Source organism: Streptomyces armeniacus, from assembly GCF_003355155.1.
Taxonomy (GTDB): domain Bacteria; phylum Actinomycetota; class Actinomycetes; order Streptomycetales; family Streptomycetaceae; genus Streptomyces; species Streptomyces armeniacus.
The window spans coordinates 2,134,886-2,151,303 of sequence record NZ_CP031320.1; the positions used below are offsets into that span (position 1 = coordinate 2,134,886).

Annotated in this window: 11 protein-coding genes; 2 read left to right on the forward strand and 9 right to left on the reverse strand. The window is 71.8% G+C overall.

Annotation, left to right across the window (positions count from 1 at the left end; translation table 11 throughout):
• Positions 1-60: 60 nt before the first annotated feature.
• Together DVA86_RS09365 and DVA86_RS09370 are read right to left on the reverse strand one after the other, a co-directional pair.
• Positions 61-1,071: an NAD-dependent epimerase/dehydratase family protein gene (locus DVA86_RS09365; RefSeq protein WP_208877322.1), complete on the reverse strand. Its 1,011-nt coding sequence runs from the start codon at positions 1,069-1,071 to the stop codon at positions 61-63.
• Between the two features lie 120 nt (positions 1,072-1,191).
• Entirely contained in the window at positions 1,192-1,794 is a 603-nt protein-coding gene (locus DVA86_RS09370) for a DUF1697 domain-containing protein (protein ID WP_208877323.1), read from the reverse strand.
• A 266-nt stretch (positions 1,795-2,060) separates the two neighbouring features.
• On the opposite strand from DVA86_RS09370, the gene DVA86_RS09375 reads away from it, so the two are divergent.
• A complete protein-coding gene (locus tag DVA86_RS09375; RefSeq protein WP_245996455.1) occupies positions 2,061-4,280 on the forward strand; it encodes an MMPL family transporter in 2,220 nt (739 codons plus the stop codon).
• 116 nt (positions 4,281-4,396) lie between these two features.
• Here DVA86_RS09375 and DVA86_RS09380 read toward each other — a convergent pair whose 3' ends face one another.
• Both DVA86_RS09380 and DVA86_RS09385 read right to left on the reverse strand, forming a co-directional pair.
• The gene (locus DVA86_RS09380; protein ID WP_208877324.1) at positions 4,397-5,581 is read right to left on the reverse strand and encodes a GDSL-type esterase/lipase family protein; all 1,185 of its coding nucleotides are present in this window, start codon (positions 5,579-5,581) and stop codon (positions 4,397-4,399) included.
• 84 nt (positions 5,582-5,665) lie between these two features.
• Positions 5,666-6,244 (reverse strand): TetR/AcrR family transcriptional regulator, encoded by a 579-nt coding sequence (locus DVA86_RS09385; protein WP_208877325.1) that lies wholly within the window; start codon positions 6,242-6,244, stop codon positions 5,666-5,668.
• A gap of 235 nt (positions 6,245-6,479) precedes the next feature.
• On the opposite strand from DVA86_RS09385, the gene DVA86_RS09390 reads away from it, so the two are divergent.
• Positions 6,480-6,782: a hypothetical protein gene (locus DVA86_RS09390; protein WP_208877326.1), complete on the forward strand. Its 303-nt coding sequence runs from the start codon at positions 6,480-6,482 to the stop codon at positions 6,780-6,782.
• On the opposite strand, the gene DVA86_RS09395 is transcribed toward DVA86_RS09390, so the two are convergent.
• The 5 genes from DVA86_RS09395 to DVA86_RS09415 form a co-directional block, all read right to left on the reverse strand.
• The gene (locus DVA86_RS09395) at positions 6,755-7,903 is read right to left on the reverse strand and encodes an acyltransferase family protein (RefSeq protein WP_245996456.1); all 1,149 of its coding nucleotides are present in this window, start codon (positions 7,901-7,903) and stop codon (positions 6,755-6,757) included. The two genes, DVA86_RS09390 and DVA86_RS09395, sit on opposite strands and share 28 nt — an antisense overlap.
• 119 nt (positions 7,904-8,022) lie before the next feature.
• Positions 8,023-10,761, reverse strand: coding sequence for a CDP-glycerol glycerophosphotransferase family protein (locus tag DVA86_RS09400; RefSeq protein WP_208884544.1), 2,739 nt, complete (start codon positions 10,759-10,761; stop codon positions 8,023-8,025).
• A 104-nt stretch (positions 10,762-10,865) separates the two neighbouring features.
• Positions 10,866-12,821, reverse strand: a complete 1,956-nt coding sequence (locus tag DVA86_RS09405; protein WP_425470973.1) for a hypothetical protein — start codon at positions 12,819-12,821, stop codon at positions 10,866-10,868.
• A gap of 80 nt (positions 12,822-12,901) precedes the next feature.
• Positions 12,902-14,449: a bifunctional cytidylyltransferase/SDR family oxidoreductase gene (locus DVA86_RS09410; RefSeq protein WP_245996457.1), complete on the reverse strand. Its 1,548-nt coding sequence runs from the start codon at positions 14,447-14,449 to the stop codon at positions 12,902-12,904.
• Between the two features lie 227 nt (positions 14,450-14,676).
• The gene (locus DVA86_RS09415; RefSeq protein WP_208877329.1) at positions 14,677-15,921 is read right to left on the reverse strand and encodes an SAV2148 family HEPN domain-containing protein; all 1,245 of its coding nucleotides are present in this window, start codon (positions 15,919-15,921) and stop codon (positions 14,677-14,679) included.
• Positions 15,922-16,418 lie beyond the last annotated feature (497 nt).

Genomic DNA, 16,418 nt, shown 5'->3' on the forward strand with positions numbered 1-16,418 from the left:
GAGCCCGCGTGCACCACGGTCACGTACGCCGGGCCGCGTACGCCGCGTGCCCGGCCGCGGTCAGCCGCCGGCCAGGACGGCCGCCTCGCGTTCCGGATCCAGGCCCTTGCTCGTACGGTCCGGGCGCTGCGGGGCCACGCCGCCGATTCCGCACAGCCACGCCCAGGTGTCCCGTACGGTCTCGGCGACCGGGCGGCAGCGGAGCCCCGCCGCCAGCGCCCGGGACACGTCCAGCCGCTGCATCGCGTCGTACACCGGGCCGGGCGGAAGCCAGACGGGCAGCTCGGTCCAGGGCTCGATGCCGGCGGCCTCGATGGTCCCCGGGTCCGTCCAGCGGAGCCGCGCGGCGGAGCCGGTGACGGACACGCAGGTCTCCAGCAGTTCGCCCATGGTCGTGTGGCCGGGCGCGCTGACCAGGTTGTACGGGCCGTGGCGACCCGCCTCCAGGGCGTCGAGGGTCCACACGGCGAGGTCGCGGACGTCGACGTACTGCAGCTCATGCCCGTACGGGCCCGGTGCCAGCACCTCGCCTCCCCGCGCCATGCGGCCGAGCCACCAGGGCAGCCGCCCCACGTTCTCGTACGGGCCGAGGATCAGTCCGGCCCGTACGAGCAGCGAGCGGTCCGCGCCGAACGCCCCGGTCGCCGCCAGCTCTCCGCCCCGCTTGTCGGCGGCGTAGTCGGTCGGGCCCGCGTCCGGCGAGCCGTCCACCACATCGGCGTGCTCGTCGTGGCCGGGCGGCGCGGGGAACGCGTAGACCGAGCAGCTCGACACGTACGCGTACCGCGCGGCGCGGCCGGCCAGCAGCGCGGCGGCGTCCCGTACGGCGGTCGGCGCGCCGGACCACGTGTCGACGACGGCGTCCCACCCGCCCGAGCCCGCGCCCTCCCCCTCCCGCAGTGCGGCGAGCCCTTCGGGGCCGCCCGTACGGTCGCCGTACAGCGCCGTCGCGCCCTCGGGCACGGGGTGGCGGCCCCGGTTGAAGACCGTCACCTCCCACTGCCGCGCGAGCGCCTCCTCCACGACGGCGCGGCCCACGAATTCCGTTCCACCCAGCACGAGAAGTCTCATGGGGGCGACTCTGCCCCGCGCGTGCCGCCGGCGGGAGTGCAGCACGCTGACAGCGGAATCGCTCTCAGCGCAAGGCGTTCAACGCCCGCCCCCGGCCCGGCGGATCACGCCGTCACGCCGTCACGCCGTCAGCTCGATCAGCTTGGTGACCGTGCGCCAGTTCCGCCCGGTCGACGTCAGTTGCGGGCGGACCGTGCCCAGCGCGTCGGGGAGCTTGCTGCTGCCCATGCCGTCGGGGAAGTAGCAGTACACCGCACGGCCGATGTGCCGGAAGGTGTCGGGGGCGTACGCCTCGGGGTCGAGGGACGCGAAGTGCCCGGGGTCCGGCGTCTCGTCCAGGAAGAGGACCAGCAGCTTGGCCGGGTCCAGCTCGGCGGCCGGATACGGGCAGGCGTCGGCGATCTCGCGCAACTCCGTGTGTGTACGCACCAGGCAGGGCACCTCGAACCCGAAGTGCCCGGCGATGGCACGCTCCAGCCGCGTCCGCGGCGTCTCCTCCGCGCCGCCCTCGCCCGTGCCCGTCCCGGAGTCCGGCCCGGAGCCCGCCCCGGAGACCTGGTCAGGGTCCTCGTCGGGGGTGGTGAAGACGGCGTTCCCGCTCTGCAGATAGGTGCGTACGTCGGTCCAGCCGAGGCCCTTCATGAGCTCCCTCAGCTCCGCCATCGGGATCTTCTTGTGCCCGCCCACATTGATCCCGCGCAGTAGTGCCGCGTAAGTCGTCATACTCGCACCCTATGCGGTGGGTCTGACACAGCGTGTGTCCACGGGGGAGTTACATGTAAGGGGCACGGCACATCCCCCGGTAGGGTTCTCTCCCCTCGAAAGGTGTAGCTGGCCACCCCCCGACTCACCAGACAGCAGGATGGAGCGGAGCCTCCCGCGGCCATAGCGTCTTCACAAGGGTGGCAGCAGTGGGCGGCCACCACGTGCGAGGGGGCACAGAAGTGGTCGGGAAACGCGGAATCGCCGCCAGAGCCGGAAGCTGGAGCGTGCGGCACAGGTGGGCCGCCGTCGGAATCTGGATGCTGTTCGTGGTGCTGGCCATGGTCGCCGGTTCCGCGACCGGCACCCAGGAGGTCAAGGACAGCGAGCAGCTGCCCGGCACCGAGACCGGCCGGACGATGCAGATCATCGAGGACGCGGGGCTGGACGAGCCGGCCGGCGAATCGGTGCTCGTGCAGGCGAAGGACGGCGGCCCGAAGGCCGAGTCGGCCGACTTCCGCGCCGCGGTCGACCAGGTCGTCAAGGCGGTGCAGGGCACCGGTGAGGTGACCGCGCCGGCCTCGCCGTACGACACCGACACGATCTCCGAGGACGGGCGGAGCGCGCTCGTCCAGTTCAACATCCGCGGCGATCCGGAGACCGCGGGCGACCGTGTGCAGCCGGTGCTGGACGCGGTGCAGGGCGTGCAGGACAAGCACGAGGACACGCTGCTGATCGAGGAGATCGGCGACGCGAGCATGAACAAGACGTTCGACGACGCCTTCGGCGACGACTTCAAGCAGGCCGAGTTCTCGGCGGTGCCCATCGCGTTCGGCATCCTGCTGATCGCGTTCGGCGCGCTGGTCGCCGCGCTGCTGCCGGTTCTGCTGGCGATCACCGCGATCATGGCCACGATGGGCCTGATGGGCGTGGCCAGCCAGTTCCAGCCGATGAGCGAGACCGCCAACTCCGTGATGCTGCTGGTCGGTCTGGCCGTCGGCGTCGACTACTGCCTGTTCTATCTGCGGCGTGAGCGCGAGGAGCGTGCCAAGGGCCGGGATTCGCAGTCCGCGATCGACGTCGCGGCGGCCACCTCCGGGCGTGCCGTGCTGATCTCGGGTGTGACCGTGATCGTGGCGATGTGCGGGATGCTGTTCACCGGGCTCTCCGAGTTCGAGGCGATGGGCCTGGCCTCGCTGATGGTCGTGGCCGTGGCCATGGTCGGCTCCGTGACGGTGCTGCCCGCGCTGCTGTCGCTGCTGGGCGAGCGCGTGGAGAAGGGCCGGGTGCCGTTCCTCAACCGCATCAAGCGCGGCCCGACGAACGAGAACGGCGAGAGCCGCGTATGGCGTGCGGTGCTGGACAAGGTGCTGCGCCGCCCGAAGGCGTCCATCGTGCTGGCGGCCGGTGTGCTCGCGGCGATCGCCGTGCCCGCCGTCGGGATGAACACCGCGAACCTCACGCTGGACCAGGAGTTCGGCGACTCGCTGCCGATCGTGCAGACCTACGAGCGGGTCAACTCCGAGTTCCCGGGCGGTTCGGACCCGGCACGCGTGGTGGTGAAGGCGGAGGACATCAACGCCGGACCGGTGCGTTCCGCGATCTCCGACTTCCGTGCCCAGGCGGTGAGCGAGGGCGCGTCCAAGGGCCCGGTGGAGGTCGAGACGCACGACAAGGAGAACGTCGCGACCATCGAGGTCCCGCTGATCGGCGGCTCCGACCAGGACAAGGCGGAGAAGAGCCTCAACATCCTGCGCGACCAGGTGCGTCCGGACACGCTGGACAAGGTGGAAGGCGTGGAGGCGCCGATCGGCGGCTCGGTCGCCGGCTCGAAGGACTTCAACGACCAGCTGGTGGGCGCCGTCGCGCCGGTCTTCGCCTTCGTCGTGATCTTCGCCTTCATCCTGATGCTGCTGTCGTTCCGCTCGCTGACGATCGCGGTCACCTCGATCGTGCTCAACCTGCTGTCGGTCGGGGCGGCTTACGGCATCCTCACGATGGTCTTCCAGCACGGCTGGGGTGCCGGGCTGGTCGGCGCCGAGGGCATCGGGGCGATCATCTCGTGGCTGCCGCTGTTCCTGTTCGTGATCCTCTTCGGACTGAGCATGGACTACCACGTGTTCGTCGTCTCGCGGATCCGCGAGGCGCGGATGACCGGGCGGAGCACGGCCGACGCCATCCGGCACGGTGTCATCACCACGGCCGGCGTGGTCACCAGCGCCGCCGTCATCATGGTCGCGGTCTTCGCGATCTTCGGCACGCTGTCCATGCAGAGCATGAAGCAGATGGGCGTGGGCCTGGCGGCCGCGGTCCTCATCGACGCGACCATCATCCGCGGCGTGCTGCTGCCCGCCGTGATGGCGCTGCTCGACGACCGCAACTGGTATCTGCCCAAGTGGCTGCACTGGCTGCCCGACATGACCCACGACGAGGAGGTCGCCGAGCAGCCGGGCCCGCCGCCGCAGGTCCAGGGTCACGGCACGGACGAGCCGACCGTACGGGTGTGAACGCGCAGGTGTGACCGTACGAGTGTGAACGTACGGGTGTGACGCGCCCGTAAGTGACCGCGCCAGGGCCGGGCCCCACGGAGGAGGGTCCGGCCCTGGCGTGCGCCTGCCCGCGGTCAGGCGCCGCGGCCCGCGAAGGGGCCGCCCGCGGCGAAGGCCGCCTTGGCGAAGCGCTCGCCGATACGGCGGTGGGTGGCGGCGTCGGGGTGGAGCTGGTCCGGGAGCGGCAGTTCGGCGAAGTCGGCCTCGCCGTAGAGCGCGCAGCCGTCGAGGTAGTGGAGATGCGGGTCGTCGGCCGCCCGCTGCGCCACGATCCGCGCCAGCTCCTCGCGGATGACGCCCAACGTCAGCTTCCCCATGGCGCGTTCGGCCGGATCCCCCGTGGCGCGGAACCGCAGCTCTCCCTCGCTCAGCGCGCTGAGGTCGAAGGCGCCGGGGCCCGGGGTGTCTTCGTGGATGGGGCAGTGGATCGGCGAGACGACGAGCAGCGGCGCGGTGGGGTGGCCGTCGCGGAGGGTGTCGAGGAAGCCGTGTACGGCCGGGCCGAAGGCGCGCAGGCGCATCAGGTCGGCGTTGACGACGTTGATGCCGATCTTGATGCTGAGCAGGTCGGCGGGGGTGTCCCGCATGGCGCGCGCGGTGAACGGGTCGAGCAGGGCGCCGCCGCCCAGGCCGAGGTTGACCAGTTCCACGCCGCCGAGCGACGCGGCGAGCGCCGGCCAGGTGCCGGTGGGCCCGTCGGCGTCGGAGCCGTGGCTGATCGAACTGCCGTGGTGCAGCCACACCTTGCGGCCCCGGTCGGGCAGGGGCTCGACGGACGCGTTGGTGCGCAGGGCGACGAGTTCGGTGGTCTCCCGGTGCGGCAGCCAGATCTCGACGTCCTTGGCGGCGTCGGACAGGCCGTCGAAGCGGAGGGTGCCGACGGGCCCGGACGCGTGCTCGGCGGTCCCGGTGGCCAGGTCGACGGTCATGGTGTTGCCGCCGGTCACGGCGGTCCGCGCGGTCAGCCGGCCGTCCACCAGCAGGTCGTACATGCCCTCCGGGCGGGGCGGCGCGCCCGTGTAGACCCGCTTGGTGGGGAGCGTGTCGAGCTCGACGGCGGTGGCGCGGGTGCGGAAGGCGAGCCGTACGCCGGAGGGCTGGGACTCGGCCATGGCCAGCTGCGGGTCGTCGCACTGGGCGCGGGCACGGGCGGGCAGCCGGTGCAGCAGGACGCCGTGCGCGGTGCGCTCCAGGTCGAGGGCGCCGCGCAGGAGTTCCGCGGTGAGGGGTGTGGTGATCCAGTCGTGCTCGGTGCTCATCGTCTGTCCTGCCTCAGCTGCTGTTCGGGTGTCGAATCGGTACGGGTACGGGTACGGGGTGCGGGCTCCGTGCGCCGGTACGGCTTACGGCGACGGCGGCGCGGGCCAGTTCCGGAGCAGGGCGTCGAGGGCGTCCAGGGCCCGGATCCAGCTCTCCTGCGAGTCCGGCTCGCTGTGGCTGAACCCTCCTCCCGCCTCCAGGCTCACGAAGCCGTGGAAGACGCTGCCCAGGAGCCGTACCGCGTGCGTCTGGTCCGGCTCGGCCAGGTCGTAGCCGCGCAGGATCGCCCGCGTCATCTGCGCGTGCCGTACGCCGGCGCTGGCGGCGGCCGTCTCCGGGTCGAGCGGCGCACGGGCGGCGGTGTAGCGGCCGGGGTGCTCGCGCGCGTAGTCGCGGTAGACGTGGGCGAAGGCGGTCAGGGCGTCCTTGCCGGCCCGGCCGGCCAGGGCCTCGGCGGCCCGGTCGGCGAGCTCCTCCAGGGCGAGCAGCGTGATCCGGGTCTTGAGGTCCTGGGAGCTCCTGAGGTGCGAGTAGAGGCTCGCGACCTTGACGTCGAACCGCCTGGCCAGCGCCGAGAGGGTCACCTGGTCGAAGCCGAGCTCGTCGGCGAGCTCCGCCCCCGCCTGGGTGAGGCGTGCCGTGGTGAGTCCCGCGCGTGCCATGGGGTCTTCCCTTCCTCTACCTGAAGCCATTATGCGTTTACCTAAAGCCTTTAGGCAAATGGGTAGACGTTAATGGTTTTCCCTCCCGCGGGGCGTGCCCTAGGGTGCCGTCCGCGTCGGGCGTCGGCCCGGCCGTACTCGAGCCCCGGAAGGAGCGTGGCGCCATGCGGCGGTTGCCCTAGCCGCCCGCCCGGACGGTCCGGGGGTACGGGCGGCGGGTTCCGGAAGGAACGAGATGTCCCGTACGGACAAGACCAAGCCGCTGTGGGTGCGCTGTGCCGAGCACCGCCCCCTGCCTGCGCACGATCACCGCTTCGGCCCCTGCGACCTGCCGCCGGAGTCGGGGCCGACCCGCGAGGACCCCGGCACGCGGTGCCGGTGGGTGTACGCCGAGTTCGGCAACACGTGCTGCTCCGGCCCCAACGGGCGCGCGGCCAAGAAGGAGATGGGCGAGATGAACCGGGCGGAGAACCGCAGGGACCGCTACGCGGCCCGGCTCGCGGCCCGCCGCTATGCCACCGGTGAGGACCGCGACTGACCGCTGTCCCGATCGCCGTCGCCCTGGACGTCACCCTGGACGCGCCGCCGGGCCTGGGCCACCGGGTCCGGCCGGAACAGCCAGTCCATCCGCGGCTCCACCGCGAAGCGGAACACCCGGCGTACGGGCTCCGTGCAGAGCAGCGTGATCACGACTCCCGCGACCAGGGTGACGGCGACCATGCCGAGCGGCGTGTGGGGCCAGTCCGCGTGCGGCCAGTCCGTGTCGTACCAGCCCCACCACACGGAGCCCTTCACCAGGAAGCCGTGCAGCAGGTAGCCGTACAGCGTGCCCGCCCCCAGTGCCGTGAACCACATGCGGCGCCGCGGCACCCACGCCAGGAAGCACGCCGTCAGCAGCATCGAGCAGGCGAACAGGCCGACGCTCATGGCGCCGCCGGCCCAGGCCTGGACTCCCAGGTCCTGGCCGCTGTCGCGGCGGTAGAACCACTGGTAGTTCAGCCGGGGCGCCGCCCAGTACGCGAAGACGAGCGCGGTGGCGCCCACCGGCAGCGCCGCCAGCCGTACCGCGCGGCGCCGCAGGAGCGCGAAGTGCTCGGGGTTCAGGACGAGTCCGAGCACGAAGAAGGGCAGGAACTGGAGCACCCGCTGCAGGTCCAGGTTCGAGTCGACGTCCGGGGTCACCGCGCTCAGCAGGGCGATGCCGACGGCGATCGGCACCGGCCAGCGCAGCGTCCGCCAGATCGGGGTGGTGAGCCGCCACACGAAGAGGGCGACCAGGAACCAGTTCAGGAAGTACGGATCCACCAGGTTGACCGGGTACGTCGGGTCGTCGTCGGCCCAGCGGCGGAAGAAGGCGTACGCGAACTCGAAGAGGACGTACGGCACCAGGATGCCCGTGACCAGCCGGTGCAGCCTGCGCGGGCTGAGGTCGAAGCCGCGCGAGAAGTACCCGGAGATCACGATGAACGCGGGCATGTGGAAGGTGTAGACGAACATGTAGAGCGCCGTCGCCGCGCGGCTGTCGTTCCGGAACGGCTCCCAGGAGTGGGCGCACGCGACGAGGACGATGGCGAGGTACTTGGCGTTGTCGAAGAACGGGTCGCGACCCGCCGTATCCGTCTTGTCCGGCTTCTTCGCCTTGCCGGACGTGCCCGGCATGCTCGGTGTACCGGACACATCCGGTGTGTCCGTCGTACGGGTTGAATCCGGCGCATCCGATGTGCCCGGCGGTTTCCGCTCCGGCGGGAGCGGTGCATGCGAGCGGGGCCCCTGCATCGTCAGCGGTCTACCTCCAGCATCCTGTCGACGACCCGCCGGGTGGCCAGTCCGTCCGCGGGCTCGCAGAAGTCCCGTACGAACTCCGCGTACCGGTCACCGTACTCGGCGCGGACCGTGTCGAGCTCGCGCAGGGCCCGTACGAGCTCCTCCGACGTCTTGACGAGCGGGCCGGGCGCGCGGGCGGCGAAGTCGAAGTAGAAGCCGCGGAGGGTGTCGCGGTAGTGCTCGAGGTCGTAGGTGAAGAACAGCATCGGGCGGCCGGAGTGCGCGAAGTCGAAGAACGCCGAGGAATAGTCGGTGATCAGCACGTCCGCGATGAGGTACAGCTCCGCGATGTCCGGATACGCCGACACGTCCCAGACGAAGCCCTGTCCGGCGCCGGGGATGCTGTCGAGCACCTTCGGGTGCTTGCGGAAGAGGAACACGTGGTCGGCGCCGAGCGCGCGTTCCGCCGCAGCGAGGTCGACGTGCAGGTCGAGCTTGAACCGCTGCCCGCCGTACCGCTGGTCGTCCCGCCAGGTCGGCGCGTACAGCACCACCTTCCGGCCACTCGGGATGCCGAGGGTCTCGCGTACGCGCGCGGCGGTCTTGTCCCGGTCCGGGGCATGGAAGATGTCGTTCCGCGGATAGCCGGACTCCAGGATCTCGGTCTCGCAGCAGAAGGCGTTCCGCATGATGGGTGTCGTGAACGCGTTCGGGGAGACGAGGAAGTCCCACTGCCGGGAGCGGTGCGGCAGGCTCGCGATGTACGCGCGGTTGGCCTTGGGCGTGCCCAGCAGGTCGGCGCCGATCTTCTTCAGCGGGGTGCCGTGCCAGGTCTGTACGACGCGCTGCCCTTCGCGCCGTTCGAACCAGTCGCCGATGCCGACGTTGGTGACGACGTAACGGCTGCGGGCCAGCGCCTCGTACCACTCCGCGCTGTGCCACTCCACGGGCCGCGCCCCGGGAGGCAGCGCCACCTGCTGGTCCGAGACGGACCACAGGTGCTCGACGTCCAGGCCGCGCCGCATCAGCTCCTCGTACACGGCGCGGGGCGAGTCCGAGAACTGCTTGCCGCCGAAGCTGTTGTAGAAGACGGCGTCGCGCAGGGGCCGCGTCTTGCACTCGGCGGTGAAGTCCTCGCGCAGCAGCCGCTGCCGGTAAGCGCCGCGCTCGCCGTCCGTGAGCACCGGGCCGGAGGCGAGGAACACGCGGTCGAAGAAGCGCCGTTCGAGGGTGTACGTGCGGTGCGTGCCCGTGTGCTCCAGCGGCAGCCGGTCCACGAGATCGGCGCGGATCTTCACCGGCGCGTCCGTCTTGTGACTCCGTGCACCGCGCGCGCGGAACGAGAAGTACCAGCGGCCCTTGCGCAGCGGGAGCCGTTCGCCGTACGACTCGGTCTCCTCCGGCCGTACGCGTGCGGTGAACCGGCCGTCGGCGAACGTGAGCGGCAGTGCCCGCTCCTCGAAGCGCTCGCCGTGCCGGAGGATCAGGTCCGTGTTCTCGGCGGGCCCGGAGTAGGCGCCCTCCAGGAGGAGTTCGCCCTCGTCCGTCCACTCCAGCCGGTCGAGCACCGGCTGCCGCATGCGGTCGTGCAGCTTGAGCAGGCCGGGCCCGTCGGTGGTCACGGCGATCTCGCGGCCCCCGGGCAGCAGGTGGCAGCCCGCGGCGAAGTCCGCGCCGACGGTGGCGCGGCGGGTGCTGCCGTCGTCGAAGAGGAAGCTCGCGTGGAAGTCGGCGGTCTTCTCGGTCTCGGTGGCCGCGACGTACAGCTCCGGCACCGGCACCCGGGCCGCGCAGTGCCGCCAGCCGTCGTCCGCCTTCTCCGCGGACCGGTCCGACGGCTCGCGATCCACCAGCTCGTAGTCCACGGGCTCGTCCGAACCGGCCCGTACGACCCGCAGCCGTACCGGCCCGGACGCGGCCCACACCGCGTCCCGTACGCGTACGGCCAGCTCCAGGTCGTCGTCCGCCCGCGCGTGCCCGGTGACTTCGGCCGGCACCCGGTCCACGGTGAACCGCAGCCGGTCCTCGTCGAAGCCCGCGACGAGCCGTACGCCGTCCTCCGGGAACCGCACCTGCGAGTGCCCGCTGGTGCCGATCTGCGTCTTCAGGACGCCGCCGCGGTGCGCGCCGCCCGGCCCCGGCACGGCGACGGTCAGGACCCACTCCCCCGGCGACCAGCCGCCGCCCGTACGGAACTTGGCGGGGTCGACGGCGATCTCGAACCCCGACCAGTCGTAGCAGTGCAGCGCCTGCTTCGAGTCGGCCGTGGCCCGCGGGTCCCGTACGGTGCGCAGACCGAGCGGCACCCGCCGCTTGCTGCCACGCCGGCGCAGCCAGGCGAGCCGGGGGACGCGGGAGCGGGTGGCGGCGGGGACGTTGACGAGGTACGCGTAGCCGCGTACGACGAGCTTGCCGTCCTCCCACGTCATGCCGGTGAGCTTGGCGCGTACGGGCAGCTCGCCCGCGCGCAGCCGCGTCACCTCCTCCGGCAGCGAACCGGTGTCCAGGCACGGCAGCTCGATACGGGCCCGGCGCAGGCCCCGTACGTGGAACGCCGCCGGGTTCTCCCGCTCGAACCGCACCACGCCGACGAGTTCACCGGCGCGTCCCTCTGCCGCCAGATGCCACTTCACGCGCTCCAGCGGCGGCAGCTTCCGCAGGACGCCCGCTCGCGCCCCGCCGCCGAGCAGGTCCCGTGCCCCCGCGAGGAGCGCGGCGCGCTCCTCGTCGTCCGCTTCGGGGAGGAACTTCATCAGGCGCCGGAGTTCCTCGGGTACGGGGTCGGCGGGTTTGGCTGCCACGTGCGGGCCTTTCGGTGGGTCGGTGCGTGGGGGCGCGGGCGGCGGGCGCGTGAGCGCTAGCCGACCCGTTCCAAGTTGCGGACCTCGGCCTTGGCGCCGAGGGCACGGACCGCGGTGTTGAAGCGCTCGATGGACGGCGGCTCGTCGGGGCCCAGCAGATACGACTTGAGCTCCGCGCGCGCGGTGGCCAGCGGGTCCGCGGACGGGTCGGCGATCGCGCCGGGCAGCACGCCGAGTTCGGCCGCGTCGTTGGACAGGACGACGGCGGCCCGTACGGCGGTGTTCTGCCGCTTGAACTCGACGACGCCGAGCCCCGCGGAGTCCGTGACGGCGTACGGCTTGCCGCTGGCGATGAAGTCGGACACCACGCTGGAGATGTCCGAGACCATGCCGTCCGACTCGTTGAAGCAGTCGTACAGCGCGGGCCACGAGCCGGTGATCACCCGGTGCTCCCACCAGCCGAACGACCGCCAGTAGTGCGTGTTCCACTCCGCCCGCAGCGCCGTGATCTCGGCCTCGCGCGCGGGGTCGGCCAGCGCGTCGCGCGCCGTCTGCGCCTCGTCCGCGCCCTGCCCCGACGTGGCGCTGAGGCACGCCAGCCGGGCGTCGACACGGGCCAGTTCGGCGCGTGCGGCCGCCTGCGCGGCCTCCTCCCGCGCCGCCCGCCGCGCCCACTCCGGTTCGGCGGCGCGCTGCCGCGCGGCCTCCTCGACGAGCGCGGTGATCCGCGCGTGCGCGGCGGCGGCCTCGGGGGAACGGGTGCCGGTGAAGGGGTGCGGCTTGTAGAGGACCCGTACGGGGCGCTCGGACGTGATCAGCCGCCGGACGATGTTCTCGCCGGCCAGGATGAGCGAGGTGTTGCCCGGCTCGTCCGTCCAGCCCTCCCAGGTGGGCGCGTACAGGACGGTGGGGATGGTGTCCGGCGGCAGCTGCCGCGGCGGCCGGATCGGGGCCAGCTGCGGGCGGCCGACCTCGACGATGTCCTCGTCGCGTACGCCGACTCCGGCCAGCGCGTACCGGTCCCGGCCCGCCTTGCCCGCCGTCCACACCTCGTCGTAGACCTTGCTGTACGGGTTGACGCTGGCGATCTTGTCGCTGTCGCCGTGCCCGATGAAGACGTGCTTCATCGTCGGCACCCGCAGCAGGTGGATGTTCTTGCCGACGTTCGCCGGGTAGAGCGCGACGCGCACCATCGACAGGTCCGAGTTCATCAGGTGCACGGCCGACGGCACGCACGCGACGGGCACGGAGGTGGCGCCGAGGTCGGTGAGCGTGTGCCGCTCCCGCAGGATCACCAGCGGTCTGCCGTCCAGCTGCTCCAGCGTGCGGAGCCACATGTTGACCTGGTACGTGGACTGGGCGGAGCCGGAGAAGTACAGCACGGTGGTGGGCCGGTAGGCGCGCAGCCAGCCGTCCCACCACTCCAGGACGGCGTCCGTGTCCGGCGGCAGCTTCCCCTTGCGCAGACAACCGGTCAGCACGGCGGTGTAGAGCACGGCGAGCGCGAGCGTCACGGCCATGCCGGCGAACCCGTACGCCGTGCGGCCCGTCTGCGCGGACGCCAGCACGCCGGCGACGGCGGGCAGGTCGAGGTGCAGCATCTTCTCGGCGGCCCGCCGGGTCAGCGGCGCGGGCGGCGCGTCGGCGATCCGCAGCGCGGACAGGTCGATGTTCCGGGTGATGACCGGCAGTCGGCGGCGCCGGCGCAGCACGGTGGTGAGCGCGCTCTGCGGGGCCTGGAGGCCGTAGAAGAGGATGAAGGCGGCGATGGCCGTGAACGTCAGCGGGTCGTCGGCCAGTTCCATCCGGGACAGCAGTAGTACGAGCGTGAGCTGCCGTACGAGGAAGCGCAGCGAGAGCCCCGCGCGTACCTTGCTGAGCTGGCCGACGAGAGGGCTGCCGAGCCGGTGCAGCTGGCTGTCCGCGAGATAGCTGACGGCGCAGACCGCCGCGAAGAACACGGCGTGCGGCAGCAGTGCCGCGGTCACCAGCAGCGGGTAGCTGAGCAGCATCGTGGCGGCGGCGGCCAGTTCGGCGAAGGAGGCCACCCGGAAGCGGCGCAGGACCGGGCTCTGCACGTCTTTCAGATCCGTCACACCACACCCGCGCTCTCGCTCGCCGCGCCGGTGCTGCGGTCCAGGACGGTGGCGAGGGCCTGGTCGAAGGCGGAGGCGGCGGCCGTACCGCGCATCGGGTCCTGCTGCCGTACGTCGATCACGTGGCCGGTCATGCTGGACAGCAGGACGTCCAGCGAGGTGCGGGCCACGGACTCGGCGGAGAGCAGCGAACCGTCCGGCTCCCGGCCGAACGCCTTGGTGCGCATGGGTGTCGCGGTGCGTTCCGGGTTGACGCAGTTGACGCGTATGCCGTCGGCGGCCCATTCGTCGGCGAGGGCCTGGGTGAGGTTGACCATGGCGGCCTTCGTGGAGGAGTAGAGGCTGTAGCCGGCGCGGCCGCGGGTGTAGCTGCTGGAGGTGTAGAGCAGCAGCTGGCCGCCGGTCTCGGCGAGGTACTTGTGCGCGGCCCGCGCAATCTGCACGGGGGCCAGGAAGTTGACGCGGAGCGCCTCTTCCAGGCCGGCGTTGTCGGTGTCGGCGAGCTTGCCGATGCGCAGCACCCCGGCGGTGTTCACGACGTGGTCGATGCGCCCGGTCTCGCCGTACGCCAGCGCCAGCGCGTCCTCGACGTGCCCCGGGTTCTCGACGTGGGTGCCGGTGCTGGAGCGGCCCAGGGCGTAGACGCGGGCGCCGGACGCGCGGGCGAGGGAGGCGATCTCGGCGCCGATGCCGTACGAGCCGCCGAACACGACCATCGTCCGGCCGTCGAGCAGCCGCCGGTACGCGCTCTCGCCTGCCTGCGCCGGTGCCGCGGTGGACGCGAGCTGGAACAGCTTGTCGGCGAGGAAGACGTCGAGCGGCTCCGTCACCTTCATGTTGTACTCGTCGCCGCGGACGACGTGGATCGGCACGTCCGGCAGGTAGCGCAGCACCACGGAGCAGTCGTCGGTGGCCTGGAAGTGCGGGTCGGCGCCCGCCGCTTCGTACGCGCGGCGGATCGTGGACAGCCGGAACGCCTGCGGGGTCTGGCCGCGGCGCAGCCGCGAGCGGTCGGGGACGTCCGTGATGAACTCGCCGTCGTCGCCGTGCGTACGGGTGACGATCACGGTGTCGGCGGACGGGATCGCCACGTCCACGGCGCCGTAGCGGTCGAGTGCGGCCACGCAGTCGTCGATCACGCGCAGGGAGAGGAACGGCCGTACGGCGTCATGGAAGAGGACCTTCCGGTCGGCGCCGCCGGCCTGGTCCTCGCTGAGGGCGGCGATGGCGCGCTCGGTGGTCTCGTTGCGGGTCGTGCCGCCCTCAATGATCCGGGTGACCTTGGCGAACCCGGCCCTGGCGACGATCCGTTCGACGTCGGCCACGTATCCGGGGGCCATCAGCACGATCACCTCGCCGATGCCGTCGGCCTGTTCGAAGACGGCGAGGGTGTGCTCGATCACCGTCTTCCCCGCGATCTTCAGCAGTTGCTTCGGTATGGACAGGCCGACTCTCTGGCCCGTCCCTCCCGCGAGAACGACCGCTGTGGCACCGGCCGCGGCCGTGCCGGCCGCAGCGTCGTCCCCCCTGGTCTGTGTGGTCACTGTGGCTCCTGCTGGCATCGCGGATTTGCTCTGGTCTGTGGTCGTGAAGGTGAACCCCGCGCAACAAAGACCATCCAGTCAGGTGAACAGTTGTAGACGTTAATCAAACGGTGACGGTCGTCACCTCTACGGGACCCGTGACGGGCAAATACCGTTAAATCAGGCGCGGAACGGGCACTCGTACGGCGCCCGCGCTCATCCGTAGCGCGCGGTCCGCGGCGTGGACTTCAGGAAACGGGCCGCGAGTCGGTCCACACCGACTCGAACTCCTCGCGGTACGTGTCGAACAGCCCGTGCTCCTCGTCGCCCCGCCCGTCCTGTACGAGGTCGCGGCTGCCGCCCCGGAGCACGAACACCGGCGCCTCCATGCCGCGTACGCGCCGCAGGTACGTCTGCACGACCGCCAGGCCGCCCGCGCTGTCACCGTCCACCAGGTACGCGGTGAAGCGCGGCGTCTCGTCGAACACGTTGATCTCGAACGCGGCCGGGTCGCGGAGCCGGGCCCGCACCCGGCGCATGTGGAGGATGTTCATCTCCACCGAGCGGCTCATCTCGCCCTTCTTCAGGCCGAGTTCGCGTTCGCGGCGGCGTACGGCGGTGCTGGCCGGGTTGAGGAACAGCAGCCGCACCCGGCAGCCGGACTCGGCCAGCCGCACCAAGCGGCGGCCGCTGTAGTTCTGCACCAGCAGGTTCAGTCCGATGCCCACCGCGTCGAGCCGCCGCGCCCCGCCGAACAGGTCCTCGGCGGGCAGCTGCCGCTGGAGCCGTACGCGGTCCGAGTGCACGCCCACGACGTCGCCGAAGCGGTCCCCGACGAGCTCCTCGAGCGCGTCAGCGGGCAGCCGGTGCGCGGACGGCGCGGCGGCGCTGCCGGGGGTGCTGAGCAGTTCGAGGAGGCGCGAGGACATGCGTTCGGCCTGGGCGAGGACCGTCTCCGACAGGGCACGGTTGCGGGCGACGGCGCTGCGCGCCACTTCCAGCTCGTCCAGGGCGAGTTCGACCTCGCGCCGCTCCACGAAGTACGGCTCGAAGCACGGCCAGTGCTGCACCATCAGCTCGCGCAGCTGAGGCAGGGTCAGAAAGGAGAGGACGGTGTCGTCCGCCGGGTCCAGCAGGTAGCCCTTGCGCCTGCTCACCTCGCGTACGGCCACGGCCCGCTGCACCCACTCCTGCCCGGCGGGGCCGGCCGCGGCTATCACCCACTCGTCCCCGTGCACGGGCTCGTATATGGGGCGGAGGACGGCGGCCACGACGGCACGCAGCCGCTGTTCGACGAGATTCAGCCAGATGTACGCCCGCCCGGCGCGCTGCGCGCGGGTGCGCACCTCCGTCCACGCGTCCGCGCCCCAGTCCAGGTCCGCGCCGATCTCCATGGGCCGTGCCAGTGACACCGCGCCGGAGGGCACGTCGGCGGCTTCTCCTCCACCGCCGTTGCCCTCACCTGGAGGGAGTTCAAGCCCTCCCGAGCCCACCTGCGCACCGCCTTCCGGGACCCTGTTGTTCGATCAAGGAAGACTACTGCACCCGGGTGGCGGTGCGACGGTGTGCCGCCGAGTCCTCACCATTTCTCCGGCTAACTCGCCGGGCCGTAGTGCCCGTTGTGTCCGGACAGCTCCCGGGGAGTCAGCGGGTGCATCGCGGTGACGTCGCGCGGCGCGAGCCGGAAGCCCCACCAGTGCACCGGCAGCCGCAGTCGCCCACGCTGCGGCCGGCGAACTGCTCGCACCTCTTGCAGTCGGTGACGTAGACGCGGTGCCTAGTGTGACTACGTCCCACGTACTTGTCGGTGTGGCCGGGGACGATCTCCCGGAGCGCCCGGTCGAGCGCGAGCCGTCCGGCACGCCGCGTCTCGTCCTCGGTGAGCGGGTCGCGGCCCGTGCCCTTCCCCCCTCCTCGGGTGCCGCCTCGTCGGTGCCGGGCCGCTGCCCGGCCGCCTGAGCCGGCCCCCGCCCCGCCCGTGCCGCCCGTG

Coding starts and splice junctions, on each gene's coding strand:
- DVA86_RS09365 (WP_208877322.1), bottom strand. CDS start 1,071: ATGAGACTTCTCGTGCTGGGTGGAACGGAATTCGTGGGCCGCGCCGTC.
- DVA86_RS09370 (WP_208877323.1), bottom strand. CDS start 1,794: ATGACGACTTACGCGGCACTACTGCGCGGGATCAATGTGGGCGGGCAC.
- DVA86_RS09380 (WP_208877324.1), bottom strand. CDS start 5,581: ATGAGCACCGAGCACGACTGGATCACCACACCCCTCACCGCGGAACTC.
- DVA86_RS09385 (WP_208877325.1), bottom strand. CDS start 6,244: ATGGCACGCGCGGGACTCACCACGGCACGCCTCACCCAGGCGGGGGCG.
- DVA86_RS09390 (WP_208877326.1), top strand. CDS start 6,480: ATGTCCCGTACGGACAAGACCAAGCCGCTGTGGGTGCGCTGTGCCGAG.
- DVA86_RS09395 (WP_245996456.1), bottom strand. CDS start 7,903: ATGCCGGGCACGTCCGGCAAGGCGAAGAAGCCGGACAAGACGGATACG.
- DVA86_RS09400 (WP_208884544.1), bottom strand. CDS start 10,761: ATGAAGTTCCTCCCCGAAGCGGACGACGAGGAGCGCGCCGCGCTCCTC.
- DVA86_RS09405 (WP_425470973.1), bottom strand. CDS start 12,821: ATGCTGCTCAGCTACCCGCTGCTGGTGACCGCGGCACTGCTGCCGCAC.